Source organism: Couchioplanes azureus (assembly GCF_014648355.1).
Classification (GTDB): Bacteria; Actinomycetota; Actinomycetes; order Mycobacteriales; family Micromonosporaceae; genus Actinoplanes; species Actinoplanes azureus.
Genome location: NZ_BMQY01000003.1, coordinates 792,394 through 810,837, shown reverse-complemented (window position 1 = coordinate 810,837; position 18,444 = coordinate 792,394). Strand labels below are relative to the sequence as shown.

Genomic DNA, 18,444 nt, shown 5'->3' with positions numbered 1-18,444 from the left:
GGGTCGCGGGGACTACTGGTCGTTCGGCTTCAGGCCGTTGCGGCGCAGGACCACGTCACCCAGCACGATGAGGACCAGGAGCGCCGCGATGGCGATGAGCCAGACGTTCTCGGTGTTTCCCTCGTGGTTGCCCCACAAGTAGAGCAGCATGATCGCCGCCGACCCCAGCGCCCCGATCCGGGCCGACTTGCGGTTGCCCGGCTTGAGCTGGTCAGGCGCGTAAACCGGCTCTTCTGCCACGAGGTCCTCCCGAAACGAACGCTTCCCTGGTGGCACACAGTGTCGCACGCCGCCTCCGCGCGCGGCTCACCAACCCGTACCCGGTACCTTCGATGCCGTCGGATTTTGCCGAGCCGAGGGAGCGAGAGTGCGGATCACGGGCACTGGGCATGCCAGCATGCGGATCGACACGGGCGCGGGCAGCATCCTGTGCGACCCGTGGGTCAACCCGGCGTACTTCGCGTCGTGGTTCCCCTTCCCGGACAACTCGCTGCTGGACTGGGAGGCGCTGGGCGACGTCGACTACCTCTACGTCTCCCACCTGCACCGGGACCACTTCGACGCCGAGCACCTCAAGCGGTTCGTATCCAAGAAGGCCACCGTGCTCCTGCCGGAGTATCCGACCAGCCAGCTCGAGGACGAGCTGCGGGACCTGGGCTTCACCAGCTTCCTGCGGACGAAGAGCGACGAGGTCCACGAGCTCGACGGCGGCCTCAAGGTGATGATCCAGGCGCTGATCAGCCCCACCGACGGTCCCATCGGCGACTCCTCCCTCTGGGTGGAGTACGACGGTGTCCGCCTGCTCAACCAGAACGACGCGCGCCCGTCCGACCTCTCGCGGTTCGCCGAGCTGGGCCACGTGCACGCGCACATGCTGCAGTTCTCCGGCGCCATCTGGTACCCGATGGTCTACGAGCTGCCCACCGCCGCCAAGACGGCGTTCGGCAAGCAGAAGCGCGACCGGCAGTTCGACCGCACCTGGCGTTACATCGACGACCTGAAGGCCGACCACGTCTTCCCGATCGCCGGCCCGCCGTGCTTCCTCGACGACGAGCTGTGGCAGTTCAACGACATCTTCGGCGACGAGGGGAACATCTTCCCCGACCAGTCGGTGTTCATGAGCGAGTACGCGAAGGTCGGCGGCACCAACGGTGTCGTCCTGCTCCCGGGCAGCGTGTCGGAGGTCACCGCCACGGGTGACATCACGACCACCCACCCCACCGACGTCGACGAGTTCTTCGCGAACAAGAAGGCGCACCTCGAGGAGATGCGCGAGCGCAAGGCGCCGGTCATCGCCGCCGAGAAGGCGTCCTGGCGGCACCCCGAGATCGACGTGCTGGGCGAGCTGAAGAAGCGCATCGAGCCGCTGCTCGAGGAGTCCATCTACCTGGCCAAGGGCGTCGGCGGACCGGTCCGCTTCGACCTGGTCAGCTACGACGGCGACGCGGTCGAGTCGATCGTCGTGGACTTCCCCGGCAAGCAGGTCCGCGCGTACGCCGACGAGAAGGTCCGCTACCGCTTCCGCACCCAGCGCGAGCTCATCGAGCACCTGATCTTCATCGACGAGGGCGACTGGGTGAACTCGCTGTTCCTGAGCTGCCGCTTCTCCGCCGCCCGCATCGGCCAGTACAACGAGTTCGTCTACGCGTTCTTCAAGTGCCTCAGCGAGGAGCGCCTGCAGTATGCCGAGGGCTGGTACGACGAGCACGAGAAGGCCGTCGAGGCGGAGGACATCCACCTCGGCGACTGGACGGTCCAGCGGCGCTGCCCGCATCTGAAGGCGGACCTGAGCCGGTTCGGGATCGTCGAGGGCAACGTGCTGACCTGCCAGCTGCACGGCTGGAAGTTCGACCTGCCCAGCGGGAAGTGTCTGACCAGCGTGGGACACAAGATCCGGGCGGAGAAGACAGGTTCTTGAGAGCGGGATGTCGTAGCGGGGTGGTGGGTACAGACCGCTGCTCCCGCCGAGGGCCGGGGCGGGCCGAGCAGGGCGCGGGGCGCCCAGAACGCTCGACCCACCCCGGCTACGTGCGTGAGTGGTGGCGCCCGAAAGGCAAACCCCGTCAGCGGCCCAGGTCCTTCAGGATGCGCTTGGCGGCGTTGTGGCCGGCGGCGCCGATGACGCTGCCGGCCGGGTGGGCGCCCGCCGAGCCGGCATAGAGGCCGTCCAGGCCGGTGAAGTAGGGCATGCGCTCGTCGAAGGCCACCGTGTTGTCGACGTGGTGGATGTGGCCGCCGGTGATGCCGAAGTGCTCCTCGATGCCGGCCGGGGTCAGCGGCATCATGTCCGCCACCAGCGACGATGTGCCGGGCGCGTAGCGGTCGCAGATCTCCAGCAGCCTGGTGACGTAGCCGGGCAGGGCCTCGTCCCAGGTGGTGCCGGCGAGCTCGAAGGGCACGGACTGCACGAACAGCGCCGACGAGTGGTGTCCCGCCTCGTCCTGCAGCGACGGGTCGACCGTGGTGTGCAGATACCACTCGATGGTCGGTTCCGCGGGCAGGCGCCCGGCCTGGACGTCCGCCCACATCGCGCGCAGCGCGGCCATCGGCGAGTCGTGGTCGGGGAGGCCCCCCACGACGGTTTCTCCTCGGTTTTCCGCCGCGGTCAGACTCAGGCCTGCGGAGCCCGGCAGCAGGTGGATCGTCGAGCCGAACGGCGAGGGGGTGCCCTTCGGCAGGCAGGCGAAGCGCGGCAGCCCGGACAGTGCCAGGTTGACCTTCATCGTGGTGCCGGTCTTCCTCACCTTCGCCATCCGCTCGGTGAGCGTGGCGGGCAGCGCGCCCTCGGGCACCAGCGACATCAGCCGGTACGGGTCGCAGGCGCCCAGCACGACCCGGGCCTCGACGGTCCGGCCGTCGGCGAGGGCCACGCCGGTCGCCGACCCCTGGGAGACGGTCACCGCGCTCACCGGCGTATCGGTGAAGATCTGGGCCCCGGCGGAGCGGGCCGCCGCCGCGAAGGTGCGCGAGACCGTGCCCATGCCGCCGGCGGCGATCATCCACGTGCCGTCCGCGCCCGGCAGACGGCACATGTTGTGCACGAGGAAGTTGTGGCCGGTGCCGGGGTCGTCGGGGCCCGCGTTCAGCCCGGACAGACCGTCGGTCACCGCGTACATGCTGGTCAGCAGCTCGCTCTTGAAGCCGAAGCGCTCGAGGTAGTCGGCGACCGAGCCGCGTACCAGATCGATGAAGGTGCTCTGGAGCTGCGGCCGGATGTGGCGGTCGGCGATCTCCTCGACGGACCCGGGCTCCTGCAGCCAGGCCGGGGCGAGGTCGGCGCGCAGCGCGGCGATCTCGACCTGCATCGCCTCGTCCGCGGCGATGTCGCGCGGGGAGAAGAACTGCGCCATCTGGGCCCGGGTGGCCTCGCGGTCGGTGCCGAAGAGCAGGTAGGGCGAGCCGGGCCCGCCCGGCGTCGGCAGGAAGTAGTGCGGGTCGCGGCGCAGCACGGGAATGTCGACGTCGAGGGTCGCGAGCAGCTCCGGCGGCATGAGGCCCAGCAGGTATGAGCCGGTGGACTGGCCCAGGCCGGGGACCTTGGCGAACGGATGCTCGGTGCGGGTGGCGCCGCCGAGCACGTCGGCGGCCTCGAGGACGACGACGTCCAGCCCCGCGCGGGCCAGCAGGACGGCGGAGACCAGGCCGTTGTGGCCCGACCCGATGATCACGACATCGGCGCGTTCCGGCAGAGCACTCATGGCCGCGAAGCTTAGCGTGCCAGCTGGCGCAGAGCGCGGGTCAATTCGACGTCGAAAAGGGTGTCCACGTCCGTGAGGGCCCAGGCCAGGTGGCCGAAGACCTCCATGGCCACGATGCCGTACAGGCGGGTCCACGAGGTCACGAACATATAGATGACCGGCAGTGGGAACCGGTCGCCGAACGTCTCCAGGTACGGCCTGAAGAGCTCGCGCAGCGCGGAGTCGGGCAGGTCGTGCGGCTCGTCCTCGAAGGGGTGGCGCGCGTAGTGCTCGCCCATGACGGCGAAGAACGTCTCGCCGAACCGGGCCCCGGCCTCGTGCAGCGGCGGTTCGCGCTGCGCGAGCGGGGTGACGCCGGGCAGCGGGCTGCCGAACATCAGGGCGAACTCGGCCGGGTGCGCCAACGACCAGCGCCGGAAACCGCGTGCCATGTGCCCGATGCGGGTAAGGGGATCCTCGGCGGCGTGTGCCGCCGCGACGTCGGCCACGGCGGCCCGGAGCTCCTCGAAGAGGTCGGTGACGATCGCCGTGACCAGGGCGTCGAGGTTGGCGAAGTAGCGGTACAGCGCCGGTGCGGTCAGGCCTACGTCGCGGGCGGTGGCGCGCAGGGAGATCGCCGTCGGGCCGCCGGCGACGAGCAGGCGCCGCGCGGCGTCCTTGATCTCGGTGACGGTCTCCGCGCGCAGCCGCTCCCGCCGGCTGGGTGTGGTGGCCGTCATAGCAAGCGCTCCATTGACGTAGCGAACGGTGTTTGCAACCGTAAACGGTGTTCACTCAATAGTCGACAATCTGTGGCGACTGTAACGGCTCGGCAGGAGGCGGACGAATGTTCGGCTGGTGGGGCGGTGCGGTCGTCAGGCTGCGCTGGTGGGTCGTCGCGGCCGCGCTCGCGCTGATCGTCGGCGGGGCCACCTGGGGGACCGGCGTCTTCGGCGCGCTGACCGGCGGCGGGTACGACGACCCGGACAGCGAGTCCAACCGCGCGGCGGCGGCCATCGCGCAGCAGCTCGGCACCCGCGACCCCGACCTCGTCGTGCTCTGGTCCACCGGATCCGCCACGGTCGACGACGATGCCGTCCGGCAGGCGGTCACCGGCGCGGTGACCCGGCTGCGCGCGCGGCCCGAGGTGCGGCAGGTGGTCGCGTACACCGATCCCAAGGCCCCGCCGACGCTGGTCAGCACCGACAAGCGTGCCACCTACGCCGTCGTCCACCTCCAGGCGGAGGACGAGGACGGCAAGCGGGCGGCGTACCACCGCATCGAGCCCGACTTCGCCGCGCCCGGGCTGCGGACGCAGGTCGGCGGCCTCACCGCCTTCGCCGACGAGGCCAACACCCAGACCGAGAAGGACATCACCCGCGCCGAGATCCTGTCCCTGCCGGTGCTCTTCGTCCTGCTCGTGCTGATCTTCCGTGGGCTGATCGCCGCGCTGTCCCCGCTGCTCATCGGCGGCATCGCCATCATGGGCGCGTTCGTCGCCGTGCGGGCGCTGACCTACGTCACCGACATCTCGGTCTTCGCGATCAACGTCATCACCCTGCTCGGGCTCGGCATGGCGGTCGACTACTCGCTCTTCGTCGTCAGCCGATTCCGCGAGGAGCTGGCCCACGGTCACGACGTGCCGGCCGCCGTCCGGACCACGGTCGCCACCGCCGGGCGTACCGTCGTGGTCTCGGGGCTGACCATCGTCCTCGCGCTCTCCAGCTTGATGATCTTCCCGCAGCCGTTCCTCGGCGGCATCGCCATCGGCGGCATGGCCGCCGTCCTGGTCGCGATGCTCGCGTCGCTCACCGTGCTGCCGGCCGTGCTGTCCCTGCTCGGGCACCGCATCGACAAGCTGCGGATCCCCCTGCTGTCGCGCCGCCGGCCGGGCGCGGGCGGTGGATGGGCGAAGGTCGCGCACAGCGTCATGAAGCGTCCCGTCCTGTACGCCGTCGGCGTGCTCGTCGTCCTCCTGGCCTTCGCCGCGCCGTTCCTGCGGGTGGAGTTCGGCGGCTTCGACGAGCGCGTGCTGCCGCCCGGCTCGGAGCCGCGCGTGGTCGGCGAGCGGCTGGACGCGGAGTTCCCCGGCGGCGGCGAGGACCCGATCTCCGTCTTCGTGCAGGGGCCGGCCACCGGCCTCGCCGAGCGGATCTCCGCGCTGCCGGACGTCACCGGCGCCACGGTCACCGCCCAGCAGGGCGACGCCACGCTGCTCACGGTGACGTACCCGCCCGCGCTCTCCGGCGCCGACGCCCGCGACATCGTCTCCGGCATCCGCGACCTGACGCCGCCGGCCGGCGCCGAGGTACTGGTGGGCGGCCTCCCGGCGATCGACCTCGACCTGCTGGAGAGCCTCGCCGACCGGCTGCCGTGGATGGCGCTCATCATGGCGGTCGCCACGATGATCCTGCTCTTCCTGGCGTTCGGCTCGATCCTGCTGCCGATCAAGGCGGTCCTGATGAACCTCGTCTCGATCGGCGCGTCCTTCGGCGTGGTCGTCTACATCTTCCAGGACGGGCACTTCGAGGACCTGCTGCGCTTCGAGTCGACCGGCTTCATCGAACCCAGCAACATGATCCTGGTCCTCGCCGTGCTGTTCGGCCTCGCCACCGACTACGAGGTCTTCCTGCTGTCCCGCGTCCGCGAGGAGTGGGACGCCGGCGGCGACAACACCGCCGCGGTGGCCGCCGGCCTGCAGCACACCGGGGGCATCATCACCGCCGCGGCCGTCCTGCTGATCACCGTGGTCGCGGGCTTCGCCACCGGCGGCATGAGCGTCATCAAGACCATCGGCGTCGGCATGATCGTGGCCATCGTCGTGGACGCCACCCTGGTCAGAGCCCTGCTGGTCCCGGCGACGATGCGCCTGCTGGGCCGCTGGAACTGGTGGGCGCCGGGTGTGCTGGGCCGCTTCTACTCCCGGTACGGGATCCACGAGGCGCCGGCCCCGCAGGCACCGGCCCCGCACCGGGACTCGGTGAGCGTCTGAGCCGCCGGTACGCGCTCGCGCTCCCCGTCGCGGCGAACCCGGCGAGCACGATGACGTGGAACAGGTAGAGCCACAACCCCACGGCGACCATGCCGCCGACCTCGGTGAACCCGCCGAAGGGCGCGCCCAGGTCCAGCGGCAGCGCGCAGAACAGCACGAAACCGTGCAGGAAGCCGGAGAGGTTCGCGGCCGTGAAGGAGCCGACCAGGGCGGTCGCCGGCCAGTCCGGCCGCCCCGGCGCCACGCCGCGGTAGACCCAGATCACCACCGGGGTCAGCACCAGCCAGGCGGCGAGGAACGACAGGACCACGCCGGCGACGGCGTACCAGCCGCCGCGTACCCAGAGCCCGCTGGTCACCGGGAGCGCGAGGAAGAGGGCGAGCAGCAGGGCGGGGGAGGCGGCGAGCAGCGGCAGCCAGGCCAGCCGTCCCCGCCAGCCGACGAGCGACTCGCCGGGTTCGCTCAGGCTCACGAAGGCGCGGCGCAGGCCCTCGCCGTAGAGCGTGGCGGGCAGCAGGCTCGCCAGCGCCAGCAAGGGTGTCAGCTGCAGCCCGGCGTCGATCAGCCGCTCCAGGGCGGGCGGCGCCCCGATGGCGTCCGGCAGCGCGTCGATCGTCCGGCCGGTGAGGCGGCGGATCCGCGGCGGCCCGGCGACCAGCCCGGTGATCCACACGGCGAGCAGGGCCACCGGCACCACGGCGATCCCTGCATAGAACGTCACCGCGGCGGCATGCAGCGCCAGATCCCGTCCTCGCAGCGGCCGGAACGCGGCCGACAACCCGCGGCGCAGTTCTCGCATGCACCCCACTTACCCCACCGGCCGGTTGTCACGACTGCCTGGGCTAGGAAGGCGGGGTGCGGGGGTCCGGGAAGATGGGTGTCATGCGTGAGGTCGTGCTGCTCGGTTCCACCGGGTCCATCGGTACCCAGGCCATCGACATCGTCCGGCGCAACCCGGACGCCTTCCGGGTCGTCGCGATCGGTGCCGGCGGCGGCAACGTCGGGCTGCTCGCGGAGCAGGCGCTCGAACTGGGCGTCGACGCCGTCGGGGTGGCCCGCTCGAGCGTGGTGCAGGATCTTCAGCTCGCGTTCTACGCCGAGGCGCAGCGGCGCGGCTGGGCCAGCGGCGACTTCAAGCTGCCCAAGATCGTGGCCGGGCCGGAGGCGATGACCGAGCTCGCCCAGTGGCCCGGCGACGTGGTGCTCAACGGCGTCGTCGGCAGCCTCGGGCTCGCTCCGACGCTGGCGGCGCTGCGCTGCGGGCGTACCCTCGCGCTCGCCAACAAGGAGTCGCTCGTGGCCGGCGGCCCGCTGGTCAAGGCCGCGGTGACGCGGCCGGGGCAGATCGTGCCGGTGGACTCCGAGCATTCCGCGCTCGCCCAGTGCCTGCGCGGCGGAGCGGAGTGGGAGGTGCGGCGGCTGGTGCTCACGGCAAGCGGCGGTGCCTTCCGCGACCGCCGGCGCAGCGAGCTGACCGACGTCACGCCCGAGGAGGCGCTCAAGCACCCCACCTGGGACATGGGACCCGTGGTCACGATCAATTCGGCGACCATGGTGAACAAGGGCCTGGAGGTGATCGAGGCGCACGAGTTGTTCGATGTGGCGTACGACGACATCGAGGTGATGGTGCACCCGCAGTCGGTGCTGCACTCGCTGGTCGAGTTCACCGACGGCTCGACGCTCGCCCAGGCGAGCCCGCCCGACATGCGGCTGCCGATTGCGCTGGCGCTGGCCTGGCCCGACCGGGTGCCGCACGCCGCCGCCGCGGTCGACTGGACCATGGCGCACAACTGGGAGCTGCGGCCGCTGGACGACGAGGCGTTCCCGGCCGTGGAGCTCGCCAAGGCGGCGGGCCGGGCGGGCCGGTGCCGTCCGGCGATCTACAACGCGGCGAACGAGGAGTGTGTGGCCGCCTTCGCCGCCGGTCGGCTACCTTTTCTGGGCATCGTCGACACCCTGGCGGCGGTGCTCGCGGCGGCCCCCGAGTTCGGCGAACCGGGTACCGTCGAGGAGGTGCTTGCCGCGGAGACCTGGGCGCGGGCCCAGGCACAGCGGATCATCGCGACTGCGGCTGAAGGAGCCTGATGCTGTACTGGGTGGGGACGGCGGCCTTCGCGCTCGCGATCCTGATCTCGGTGAGCCTGCACGAGCTGGGCCACATGATCACGGCCAAGCGGTTCGGCATGAAGGTCACCAAGTATTTCGTCGGCTTCGGCCCGACGATCTTCTCCTTCCACCGCGGCGAGACCGAGTACGGCCTCAAGGCGATCCCCCTCGGCGGCTTCTGCAAGATCGTCGGGATGACGCCGCAGGACGACGACGTCGCCGAGCAGGACCAGCACCGGGCCATGTGGCGCTTCCCGGTGTGGAAGCGCACGGTGGTCATGTCCGCCGGATCGATCACCCACTTCGCCCTGGCGATCATCGCGACCTGGTTCGCCGCCGTCTTCGTCGGGCTGCCCAATCCCGACCTGCCGAAGACCCCCGCCGAGGAGCGCGCGATCCCGGCGAAGATCTCGGTCGGCGAGTGCGTCCAGGTCGTCATCACCGACCAGCGGGGCTGCGCGCCCACCGACCCGCGGGCGCCCGCGGCCGCGGCCGGGCTGCGCAGCGGTGACCTGATCACCAGCGTCGGCGGCAAGCCGATCCAGAACTACGGCGAGCTCACCGACACCATCCGGTCGCTGCCCGCCGGCGCCGTCGACTTCGGCTACACCCGCGACGGCGTGGCAGGGACCGCCAAGGTCACGCTCATCGCCGCCCAGCGGCCGCCGCTCGACGATCCCGCGGGCCCGGTCAAGGAGGTGGCCGTCGCCGGGGTCGGTCCCCGGCTCGACATGCCCGCCCTGGTCACGTACGGGCCGGTCGACGGCATCGGGGTGACCTTCGACTACGGCTGGTCGATGGTGAAGGCGTCGTTCGCGGCGATGAAGCGCATCCCGGAGAAGATCCCGGCGCTGTGGAACTCGATCACCGGCGACGAGCGGGACCCGGACACCCCGATCAGCGTGGTCGGCGCCAGCCGGCTGGGCGGCGAGGCGATCGAGAAGGGCGTACCGGAGATCTTCCTCATGATCTTCATCTCGCTGAACGTCTTCATCGGCCTCTTCAACCTGCTGCCGCTGCTCCCGGTGGACGGCGGCCACATCGCGATCGCCTGGTACGAACGGGTCCGGTCGTGGGTGTACGCGCGCCTCAAGAAGCCCGATCCCGGCCGCGTCGACTACTACAAGCTCATGCCGTTGACGTACGCGGTCATCCTGATCGGTGGCGCGTTCACGCTGCTGACGATCACCGCCGACGTCGTCAACCCGATCTCGATCTTCTCCAGGTGAAGGTGAAATGACCGCGATCAGCCTCGGTATGCCCGCCGTACCCCCGCCGCCGCTGGCCACCCGCCGGCAGAGCCGCCAGATCAACGTCGGCGGCGTCCTCGTCGGCGGCGGGGCACCGGTCAGCGTGCAGTCCATGACCACCACCCTCACCGCGGACGTGAACGCGACGCTTCAGCAGATCGCCGAGCTGACCGCCGCGGGCTGCCAGATCGTCCGGGTCGCGGTCCCGTCCCAGGACGACGTCGAGGCGCTCCCCGCGATCGCGAAGAAGTCGCAGATCCCGGTGATCGCCGACATCCACTTCCAGCCCCGGTACGTCTTCGCGGCCATCGACGCGGGCTGCGCGGCGGTCCGGGTCAACCCCGGCAACATCCGCCAGTTCGACGACAAGGTCAAGGAGATCGCCAAGGCGGCCTCCGACGCGGGCGTGCCCATCCGCATCGGCGTCAACGCGGGCTCGCTCGACAAGCGCCTGCTGGAGAAGTACGGCAAGGCCACCGCCGAGGCGCTGGTCGAGTCGGCGCTCTGGGAGTGCTCGCTGTTCGAGGAGCACGGTTTCCGCGACATCAAGATCTCGGTCAAGCACAACGACCCGGTCGTGATGATCCGCGCCTACCGCCAGCTCGCCGAGCGCTGCGACTACCCGCTGCACCTCGGCGTCACCGAGGCGGGCCCGGCCTTCCAGGGCACCGTCAAGAGCGCCGTGGCCTTCGGCGCCCTGCTCGCCGAGGGCATCGGCGACACCATCCGGGTCTCCCTGTCCGCCCCGCCGGTCGAGGAGATCAAGGTGGGCCAGGCCATCCTGGAGTCGCTCGGCCTGCGCGAGCGCGGCCTCGAGATCGTCTCCTGCCCGTCCTGCGGCCGCGCCCAGGTCGACGTCTACACCCTCGCCGAGCAGGTCACCGCGGCGCTCGAAGGCTTCCCGGTCCCGCTGCGCGTGGCCGTCATGGGCTGCGTCGTGAACGGCCCGGGCGAGGCCCGCGAGGCCGACCTCGGCGTGGCCTCCGGCAACGGCAGGGGCCAGATCTTCGTCAAGGGCAAGGTCATCAAGACGGTCCCCGAGTCGATCATCGTGGAGACGCTGGTCGAGGAGGCGCTGCGGCTGGCCGACGAGATGGGCGCGGAGCTGCCGGAAGAACTCCGCGACCTGGTCCCCGGCCCCCAGGTGACGGTGCACTGATCTTTCCGGTACGGCGCGGCGGCCGGCCAACCGCACCACCGCGCCGACCCCGCACACAGCAACGCCGGCGACCCGCCGCACGATGTCCGTGCGGCGGGTCGCTGTTGTGTGGGTGGCCTCGCCCGGCGCGGGAGTCGCTTCCCGGCGCGGATCATTCCCGGCGGCTCGCGAGCCGTGTGCGGGTTCGGCCCGGTGGTGCGGTTGGCCTGGTCGTCGCGCCGTACTCGAAGCTATTCGGCGAGGATCGCGTAGAGCTTGCGTTTGGTGTCGTTGAGGACTTCGAGGGCCTGCTGGCGCTGCTCCGGGGTGCCGCTGAAGCCGACCTGGCGCAGGGCGCTCATGATGCCGACCGCCGCGTCGCGGAAGTCCTGGACCTGCGACATGGTGTCGTCGCTGAACCGGGCCCACGGCGGGTTCTCCGCGGCGGCCTCGGCCTCGGCGCGCCCCGCCTCGGTGAGCGAGAAGCGCTTGCGGCCCCCGGTGGCCTCGGCCTCGATCAGGCCCTCGTCCTCCAGCAGCTGCAGGGTCGGATAGACCGAGCCCGGGCTCGGCCGCCAGATGCCGCCGGTGCGGCTCTCCAGCTCCTGGATCATCTCGTAGCCGTGCATCGGGCGCTCCAGCAGGAGTGCGAGCAGAGCCGGCCGCACGTTCGGCCGGCTGCCGCGCCCGCCGCGGCGATGGCCACGACCGCCGGGGCCCTCATGGCCCCATCCCGGGCCGCCGAAGCCGGGGCCGCCCTGGCCGAACGGGAAGCCGGGCGGGAAGCCGAAGCCCCGCATCCGGGCCTCGTGCAGACGGCGCATGTGTTCGTGCCTCATGACTATCTCCGATCTGTTGGCGATAGTTAGACGATATATCGCCAACGTGTCGGCGGCAAGGTTTCTGAATCCACGCGGGTAGCCCGGGGTGCGCGAGGCGTGGCATCTGGCAATCTGATACCTGTGCTGACGGTGCCCATTCGCCAACTCGGGGAGCCCGAGCGCGCGACGGTCGAGCGGATCCTCGACCAAGACCCGTACGCCGGCGCCCAGATCGCCGAGCGCGTGGCGGCGCACGGGCTCAACTGGTGGCGGTCCGACGGGCGGATCTACGGATACGGCCCGGGCCGCAGCGTCGAGTCCCTGTGCTGGTCCGGGGCGCATCTGGTGCCGGTCTGCGCGACGTCTCCGGCGGTCGCCGCGTTCGCGGACCTGCTCGGCGCGGACTCCCGCGTCTGCTCCTCGATCATCGGCCGGGCCGACTCGGTGCTGGAGCTGTGGGACCGCCTCGGCGGGCACTGGGGGCCGGCCCGCGACGTGCGGCCGCACCAGCCGCTGCTCATCGCCGACCGGGACGCGCCGATCGCGCCGGACCCGGCCGTGCGGCTGGTCACGCTCAAGGAGGTCGACCAGCTCTTCCCGGCCGCGGTGGCGATGTACACCGAGGAGGTCGGAGTGTCACCCCTGCTCGACGACGGCGGCCGGGGCTACCGGCGGCGCATCGCCGAGTTGGTGCGGGGCAGGCGGGCGTACGCCCGGTTCGTCGGCGACCGGGTGATCTTCAAGGCCGAGCTGGCGATCGTGACCCGGCGCACGACCCAGGTGCAGGGCGTCTGGGTGGACCCGGAATACCGCGGCCGCGGGCTGGCGGCCGCGGCGATGGCGACGGTGGTGCACGACGCGCTGCGGCGGGTGGCGCCCACGGTGAGTCTGTATGTGAACGACTACAACACCGCCGCGCGGCGGGTCTATGCGCGGTGCGGTTTCGTGCAGCAGGGCAGCTTCGCGACCATCCTGTTCTAGGTCTCTCCGGCTTTGCGGGGCCTTCTCTATGCGGGGCCCAGCGCCTTGACGAGCGCGGCCAGCGCCACGGGTCCCTGCTTTTCGAGCTCCGGGGTGGGCAGCAGCGCCATCACCGGCACCCGCACGCCCGCCTCGGCGTAGCGGGCGACCTTCTCGCGGCACTCCTCGGCGGCGCCGTGCACGACGAGCTCGTCGACCACCTCGTCGGGGATCGCGGCCAGCGCCGCCTTGCGGTCGCCCGCGGCCCATGCCTTCCACATCGGAGCGAGTGCCGGCTCGCGCCCCAGCCAGCGATGGAACTCCAGGTACGCCGGGACGGTCAGGTAGGCGGCGATCAGCCGGCGACCGACGGTGCGGGCGTAGGCGGCGTCCGCGGTGGGGCACACGAAGATGCGGGCGACCACGTCGAAATCGGGGTCGTCGGACTTGGCCTCGGCCAGCACGCGCGGGACGTCGGTGGCGGCGAGCCAGTTGAGGATCACGCCGTCGGCCTCGCTCGCGGCCAGGCGCAGCATGGCCGGACGCAGGGCGGCCAGCAGGACCTTCGGCGGGACCGCCGGTGGGCGCTCGAGGCGGAAGCGCCGGACCTCGAACGTGTCGTAGGACCGGTCGACCGTCTCGCCCGCCAGCGCGGCGCGCAGGAAGCGGAGCATGTCGCGGCTGCGTGCGTACGGCCGGGTGAAGTCGGCGGCGTTCCAGTCGCCGACGACCACGGGTGACGAGGCGCCGACGCCCAGTTGGAAACGCCCGGGTGCGGCCTCGGCCAGGGCGGCCGCGGTCATCGCGAGCAGCCCCGGGCCGCGGGTGAAGACGGGCGCGATGGCGGTGCCGAGCCGGGCGCGGGGCTGCCACGCCGCGGCGAGCGTGAGCGGTGTGAAGGCGTCGGCGCCGTTCACCTCGCTCGACCACAGGTCCGTGAACCCCGCGTCGGTCAGCGCCGCGAACACCGCGGCGTGGTCGGCGAGCGGAACCCCGCCCAGTGGAATCGTCATGCCCCATCGCTGCGCCATGGTGTGATCCTGCCCTGTGGGGCGGGCCACGGTCTACCGGACCGCGACGTGACTTTGTCGAGGTCTGCCCTGTTGGTCCGGCACAGAGGGGTCACCGAACGTATCGGCGTCCGTGAGTGAGGTCGACCACGGGCCGGGGCCATCGACGGCCGTCGCCGGTATGTTTTTGCACTGACCAGTCAGTGCAAAGTGGGTGCTCATCATGTCGGTCCTCAGCGCGCGCGGCGCCGGTGTACGCCGCAACCGCCAGTGGCTCTTCCGCGACCTGGACGTCTCGGCCTCGGCGGGCGACATCGTCGCGATCGTCGGGCCGCCCGGCAGCGGACGAACCACGGTCCTGCTGGCCCTGTCCCAGCGTTTCAAGCTGACCGCCGGCCGGGTCGAACTCGCCGGCGCGTCCGCCCTCGGGTACGTGCCCGGCGTCTGCGAGCCGGAGTCCGTCCTGACCGTCACCGAGCATGTCCGGGAGCGGGCTCTCCTCATCGGACAGAAGCCGGACGCGGAGATGCCGCTGCACGGGCTCGACCCGTCGGCGCGGGGGTTCACGCTCAGTCCGTACGAAAGGCGGGTTCTGGGCCTGGTCCTGGCCCGGATCGGGAAGCCGCAGGTCGTCGCGCTCGACGCGGTCGACGAGGGGCTCGACGCGGGGGAGCGGGAGGCGCTGTGGCGCCTGATCGCCGACCTGGCGGCCGAGGGGGTCACGGTGCTGGTCGCGGCCCGGGAGGTCGAGGAGGCGCTGGTGTCCACAGTGGTGCGGCTGGGGGGCGCGGTCGGCGGGACGGTTGGTGGCGGCCGTCCGGCCGACGAGGCGGAAACGATCGCGACGGTGCCGATCGCGGTTCCCGCGGGTGCTTTCGCGGCGGGGGTCCCGGATTCGGCTTCCTCCGCGGCTCCTGAGCGGGCTGCGGCGCCCGGGTCCTTCGAGGCCTCTGCACCGGCTTCCTCGTCGGACCCCGCGCCAGCCGCCGGGTCGGCCGAGCCCGCGGATGACACCACCGCCTCCGACGCCGTCACCGCCTCCGACGCCGTCACCGACTCCGACGCCGCCATCGCCGACGGCATTTCCGTCACCGTCGATGCGGACGCCGCCACGGCCGACAGCGCCTCCGCCGCCGGGGATGCGGGGGCCGCCACCGACTCCGCCGACCCCTTTCACTCCGCCGCTGACGCGGACGGTGTCATCGACTCCAGCGCCGGCACCGACGCCGACGCTGCCACGGCCGCCGATGTGAGCGCCGATGCGGACGCTGCCATGGCCGCCGACGTCACCGCCGACTCCGACGTCACGGCCGACTCCGACGTCACGGCCGACTCCGACGTCACGGCCGACTCCGACGTCACGGCCGACTCCGACGTCACGGCCGACTCCGACGTCACGGCCGACTCCGACGTCACGGCGGACTCCGACGTCACGGCGGACTCCGACGTCACCGCCGACGCCGCTGTCACCGCCGACGCGAATGTCACCGCCGACGCCGACGCGGAGTCGATCGACGAGCCGATCGCCCAGCGGGCCGAGGAGCCGGTCGAGGCCGGTTCGGCATCCGCATCCGACGACCAAGACCACGACACCGACCACCCCGGAGCGAAGAAGTGACCGGAACCTCCAGCCTGCGCCTGGCGGGCTTCGAGCTGCGGCGGTTCCTCCGCGGCCGACTCCCCACCGCCGCGCTCGTCGTCATCTGCGTCATTCCGCTGCTCTACGGAGCGCTCTACCTCTACGCCTTCTGGGATCCCTACGGGCGCCTCAACCACGTACCCGTCGCTCTCGTCGTCGAGGACGTCCAGGCGACCGCCACCGACGGCACCAAGGTGCACGCCGGCAAGGACCTCGCCGACGAGCTCATCGAGCGCGAGATCTTCGACTGGCACGTCACCGACGAGCAGGAGGCCGAGGAAGGCCTCGCCGACGGCCGCTACCAGCTGTCCCTGCGGATCCCCCGGGACTTCTCCACGAACCTCACCACCGGCCCCGACGCCGACGCCACGCCCAAGCCCGCGCAGCTCATCGTCATCAACGACGACGCGACCAACTACCTGTCCGGCGTCTTCTCCCGCACCGTGTTCGACGAGGTCCGGGCGGCAGCCGCGCGAAGCGCCCAGTCCGGCTACTTCGACAAGATGCTCATCGGTTTCACGGACCTCAAGCACGAGACGCAGAAGGCCGCCGACGGCGCACACGAGATCGACAACGGTGCCACCGACCTTCACGGCGGTGCCAAAAAGGTCGAAGGCGGCATCGACGCCTCGGAGAAGGGCGCCGGCAAGATCGCAGGCGGCCTCGGCGAGGCGGCGCAGGGCCTGGACAAGCTCTCCTCCGTGCTGGTCAGCCTGAAGTACGGTTCGGCGAAGGTCGCCGCGGGCACGCGCGACGCCGCGAACCGTGTCCGGGAGGTCGCGAACACCCTCGACAGCGAGGCCGCGAAGTTCGAACCGTTCCTGCGCGAACACGCCCAGGAGCTCGAGACCGGGGCGAACCTGGTGGCGCGCGGTGCAGAGCTGCTCGCCGAGAACGTGCACCGGCTCGACACCGCCGCCGACGAAATCGTCGGCAAGGCGCAGCGGCTCCAGCAGTACCTCGACGGGTTGCCGGACACCACGGAGGGCATCGCGGAACAGCGTGCGGCCGCGCAGCAGCTTGTCACGGTGGCGCAGCGGATCCGGTCCAACATCGACGACGCCGACCTCAAGCGGTGGGGCGAGCGCCTGCGCGAGGTGGCCCGCATCGCGCGGGACATCGCGAAGGCCGCACCGCACGTCGCGGACGACATCGCCAAGAAGCGCAGCGACGCGCACAAGTTCGCCACCGCGCTCGACAAGCTCGCGGCCGGTGCGAAGCAGGTCAGCGACGGCAACGCGGGCGCCGCGGCGGGCGCGGCGGCCCTGCGTGGCGGAGTCTTCGAGCTGGCCTCCGGCGCCCGCCGCCTCGATGACGGCCTGATGACCCTCTCGGACGGCGGCCGCCAGCTGGCCAAGGGCCTCGGCGACTTGCGGAAGGGCACGGACAAGCTGGCGTCCGGCCTGAGCGACGGCGCCGACAAGGTCCCCGGGTACGGCGACGACCCGTCGGACCGCGCGGACCTGCTCGCCGACCCCGTACGCGTGGACCGGACCGTGCGCAACCCGGCGGCCACCTACGGCGTGGGCTTCGCCCCGTACTTCCTGGCGCTGGCGCTGTGGGTCGGTGCGATGATCACCTTCATGGTTCTCCGGCCGCTGAACAGGCGCTACGTCGTCTCCGGCGCGCCACCGCACCGCGTGGTGCTGGCCGGGCTCCTGCCCGCCGTGGCGATCGGCTGCGCGCAGGCACTGCTGCTCTTCGTCGTGGTGGTGTTCGGGTTGGGCCTCGGCCCGCACAACCCGACGGTGACCCTCGGTCTGCTGATGCTCACGGCGACCGCCTTCGCCGCGATCATGCAACTGGTCGGCGCGGCGCTCGGCCCCGCGGGCCGCATCATCGCGCTGGCCCTGCTGATGCTGCAGCTCACCTCGTCCGGCGGCACCTACCCGGTGCAGACCACGCCGGGCTTCTTCCAGGCGATCCACCCCTTCCTGCCGATGACGTACGTCGTCGCGGCGTTGCGCCACGCCATCGACGGAGGATCGACCGGTACGGTGGTGACGGGCGCTCTCGCGCTCCTCGGCTACGGCTCGGCCGCCCTGGCGCTGACGGTGGCCGTAGCTCTCCGTAAGCGTCGGCTCACCCCGTCCGACCTGCATCCGGAGCTTGTGATTTGACAACTGTGGAACTGGTGATCTGACAACCGTGGATGGAAGAACCCGCAGGCGGAATGACACCCGCCAACGCCTGTTCGAGGCAGCGGTGGAACTGATCGCCGAGCAAGGCTTCTCGGCGACGACGGTCGACGACATCGCACTGCGGGCGAAGGTCGCCAAGGGCACGGTCTACTACAACTTCGCCTCGAAGACGGCGCTCTTCGAGGAGCTGCTGACACACGGCATCGGCCTGCTCACCGACGAGTTCCGAGCGGCGGTGGAAGGCCTGCCACCCCGCGAGGCGGTGGCCGCCCTGGTACGCGCCCAGCTCGAGTACATCCGGCGCTACCAAGCGTTCGCGCAGCTCCTGCTCTCGGAGATGTGGCGCACGAACCGCGAGTGGCAGCAGACCCTCGTGCTGCTCCGCGAACAGGCGATCAGCGTGATCGCGGAAACGCTGAAGGCGGGCGTGAAAGCGGGCGACCTCCCGGCCGACCTGGACGTCCGGGTGGCCGCGTCGGGGCTCTTCGGAGTGGGCCTCGTCGTGGCGGTCGACTGGCTGGTCTTCCAACCGGACCGCAGCATCGAGGAAGTGGAGCAGTCCCTCCTCAACGTCGTCCGCCGCGTCGTCTGACCACGCCATTCCGGCCCGGCCGGGTTGCCTGTTCCGCCCGGTCAGGCCGGCCGTGCCGGTGGTGCGTGGGCGTCGGCTGGTGCTACCTGGTGGTGCGTCGCCCCGGGCTGGTCCTGCC

At 71.3% G+C, this 18,444-nt stretch carries 14 protein-coding genes and 1 pseudogene; 9 read left to right on the top strand and 6 right to left on the bottom strand.

Annotation, left to right across the window (positions count from 1 at the left end; all coding sequences use genetic code 11):
- Window positions 1–12: 12 nt before the first annotated feature.
- A complete protein-coding gene (locus IEY99_RS14885) occupies window positions 13–240 on the bottom strand; it encodes a DUF2631 domain-containing protein (protein ID WP_189203446.1) in 228 nt (75 codons plus the stop codon).
- 133 nt (window positions 241–373) lie between these two features.
- Here IEY99_RS14885 and IEY99_RS14880 point away from each other — a divergent pair, with 133 nt between their 5' ends.
- Complete coding sequence (locus IEY99_RS14880) at window positions 374–1,918, top strand: Rieske 2Fe-2S domain-containing protein (protein ID WP_189203641.1); 1,545 nt, start codon at window positions 374–376, stop codon at window positions 1,916–1,918.
- Window positions 1,919–2,063: 145 nt separating this feature from the next.
- Here the strand turns inward: IEY99_RS14880 and IEY99_RS14875 are convergent, their stop codons facing one another.
- Window positions 2,064–3,698, bottom strand: a complete 1,635-nt coding sequence (locus IEY99_RS14875) for a phytoene desaturase family protein (protein WP_189203444.1) — start codon at window positions 3,696–3,698, stop codon at window positions 2,064–2,066.
- Window positions 3,699–3,709: 11 nt separating this feature from the next.
- A complete protein-coding gene (locus tag IEY99_RS14870; RefSeq protein WP_189203441.1) occupies window positions 3,710–4,417 on the bottom strand; it encodes a TetR/AcrR family transcriptional regulator in 708 nt (235 codons plus the stop codon).
- Window positions 4,418–4,524: 107 nt separating this feature from the next.
- Between IEY99_RS14870 and IEY99_RS14865 the strand changes: the two are divergent.
- Window positions 4,525–6,573 (top strand): annotated as a pseudogene (locus IEY99_RS14865) (MMPL family transporter); the annotation flags it as partial.
- On the opposite strand, the gene IEY99_RS14860 reads toward IEY99_RS14865, so the two are convergent.
- A complete protein-coding gene (locus IEY99_RS14860) occupies window positions 6,515–7,468 on the bottom strand; it encodes a YhjD/YihY/BrkB family envelope integrity protein (protein ID WP_189203439.1) in 954 nt (317 codons plus the stop codon). The pseudogene IEY99_RS14865 and the gene IEY99_RS14860 overlap by 59 nt on opposite strands.
- A gap of 83 nt (window positions 7,469–7,551) precedes the next feature.
- On the opposite strand from IEY99_RS14860, the gene dxr reads away from it, so the two are divergent.
- From dxr to ispG, 3 genes are read left to right on the top strand one after another with little or no spacing between them, the layout of a single operon-like run.
- A complete protein-coding gene (dxr, locus tag IEY99_RS14855) occupies window positions 7,552–8,754 on the top strand; it encodes a 1-deoxy-D-xylulose-5-phosphate reductoisomerase (protein WP_373293350.1) in 1,203 nt (400 codons plus the stop codon).
- Complete coding sequence (locus tag IEY99_RS14850) at window positions 8,754–10,004, top strand: M50 family metallopeptidase (protein WP_189203435.1); 1,251 nt, start codon at window positions 8,754–8,756, stop codon at window positions 10,002–10,004. The genes dxr and IEY99_RS14850 overlap by 1 nt, the downstream gene beginning before the upstream one ends.
- Before the next feature lie 7 nt (window positions 10,005–10,011).
- Window positions 10,012–11,184, top strand: a complete 1,173-nt coding sequence (ispG, locus tag IEY99_RS14845; protein ID WP_189203433.1) for a flavodoxin-dependent (E)-4-hydroxy-3-methylbut-2-enyl-diphosphate synthase — start codon at window positions 10,012–10,014, stop codon at window positions 11,182–11,184.
- 230 nt (window positions 11,185–11,414) lie between these two features.
- Here the strand turns inward: ispG and IEY99_RS14840 are convergent, their stop codons facing one another.
- A complete protein-coding gene (locus tag IEY99_RS14840; RefSeq protein WP_229798666.1) occupies window positions 11,415–12,002 on the bottom strand; it encodes a PadR family transcriptional regulator in 588 nt (195 codons plus the stop codon).
- 123 nt (window positions 12,003–12,125) lie between these two features.
- Here IEY99_RS14840 and IEY99_RS14835 point away from each other — a divergent pair, with 123 nt between their 5' ends.
- Window positions 12,126–12,965 (top strand): GNAT family N-acetyltransferase, encoded by an 840-nt coding sequence (locus IEY99_RS14835; RefSeq protein ID WP_189203430.1) that lies wholly within the window; start codon window positions 12,126–12,128, stop codon window positions 12,963–12,965.
- Window positions 12,966–12,991: 26 nt separating this feature from the next.
- Here the strand turns inward: IEY99_RS14835 and IEY99_RS14830 are convergent, their stop codons facing one another.
- On the bottom strand, window positions 12,992–13,957 hold the full coding sequence (locus IEY99_RS14830; protein ID WP_189203428.1) for an LLM class F420-dependent oxidoreductase: 966 nt from the start codon (window positions 13,955–13,957) through the stop codon (window positions 12,992–12,994).
- A gap of 220 nt (window positions 13,958–14,177) precedes the next feature.
- On the opposite strand from IEY99_RS14830, the gene IEY99_RS34900 reads away from it, so the two are divergent.
- From IEY99_RS34900 to IEY99_RS14815, 3 genes are read left to right on the top strand one after another with little or no spacing between them, the layout of a single operon-like run.
- Window positions 14,178–15,572: an ATP-binding cassette domain-containing protein gene (locus IEY99_RS34900; protein ID WP_268245114.1), complete on the top strand. Its 1,395-nt coding sequence runs from the start codon at window positions 14,178–14,180 to the stop codon at window positions 15,570–15,572.
- A complete protein-coding gene (locus IEY99_RS14820) occupies window positions 15,569–17,713 on the top strand; it encodes a YhgE/Pip domain-containing protein (RefSeq protein ID WP_189203426.1) in 2,145 nt (714 codons plus the stop codon). The genes IEY99_RS34900 and IEY99_RS14820 overlap by 4 nt, the downstream gene beginning before the upstream one ends.
- 28 nt (window positions 17,714–17,741) lie before the next feature.
- A complete protein-coding gene (locus tag IEY99_RS14815; RefSeq protein ID WP_189203424.1) occupies window positions 17,742–18,326 on the top strand; it encodes a TetR/AcrR family transcriptional regulator in 585 nt (194 codons plus the stop codon).
- The last annotated feature ends 118 nt before the right edge of the window (window positions 18,327–18,444 follow it).

Bases quoted from the DNA above. Each gene is read 5' to 3' on its own strand.
- IEY99_RS14875 (WP_189203444.1), bottom strand. From the start codon at position 3,698: ATGAGTGCTCTGCCGGAACGCGCCGATGTCGTGATCATCGGGTCGGGC.
- IEY99_RS14870 (WP_189203441.1), bottom strand. From the start codon at position 4,417: ATGACGGCCACCACACCCAGCCGGCGGGAGCGGCTGCGCGCGGAGACC.
- IEY99_RS14860 (WP_189203439.1), bottom strand. From the start codon at position 7,468: ATGCGAGAACTGCGCCGCGGGTTGTCGGCCGCGTTCCGGCCGCTGCGA.
- dxr (WP_373293350.1), top strand. From the start codon at position 7,552: ATGCGTGAGGTCGTGCTGCTCGGTTCCACCGGGTCCATCGGTACCCAG.
- IEY99_RS14850 (WP_189203435.1), top strand. From the start codon at position 8,754: ATGCTGTACTGGGTGGGGACGGCGGCCTTCGCGCTCGCGATCCTGATC.
- ispG (WP_189203433.1), top strand. From the start codon at position 10,012: ATGACCGCGATCAGCCTCGGTATGCCCGCCGTACCCCCGCCGCCGCTG.
- IEY99_RS14840 (WP_229798666.1), bottom strand. From the start codon at position 12,002: ATGAGGCACGAACACATGCGCCGTCTGCACGAGGCCCGGATGCGGGGC.
- IEY99_RS14830 (WP_189203428.1), bottom strand. From the start codon at position 13,957: ATGACGATTCCACTGGGCGGGGTTCCGCTCGCCGACCACGCCGCGGTG.
- IEY99_RS34900 (WP_268245114.1), top strand. From the start codon at position 14,178: ATGTCGGTCCTCAGCGCGCGCGGCGCCGGTGTACGCCGCAACCGCCAG.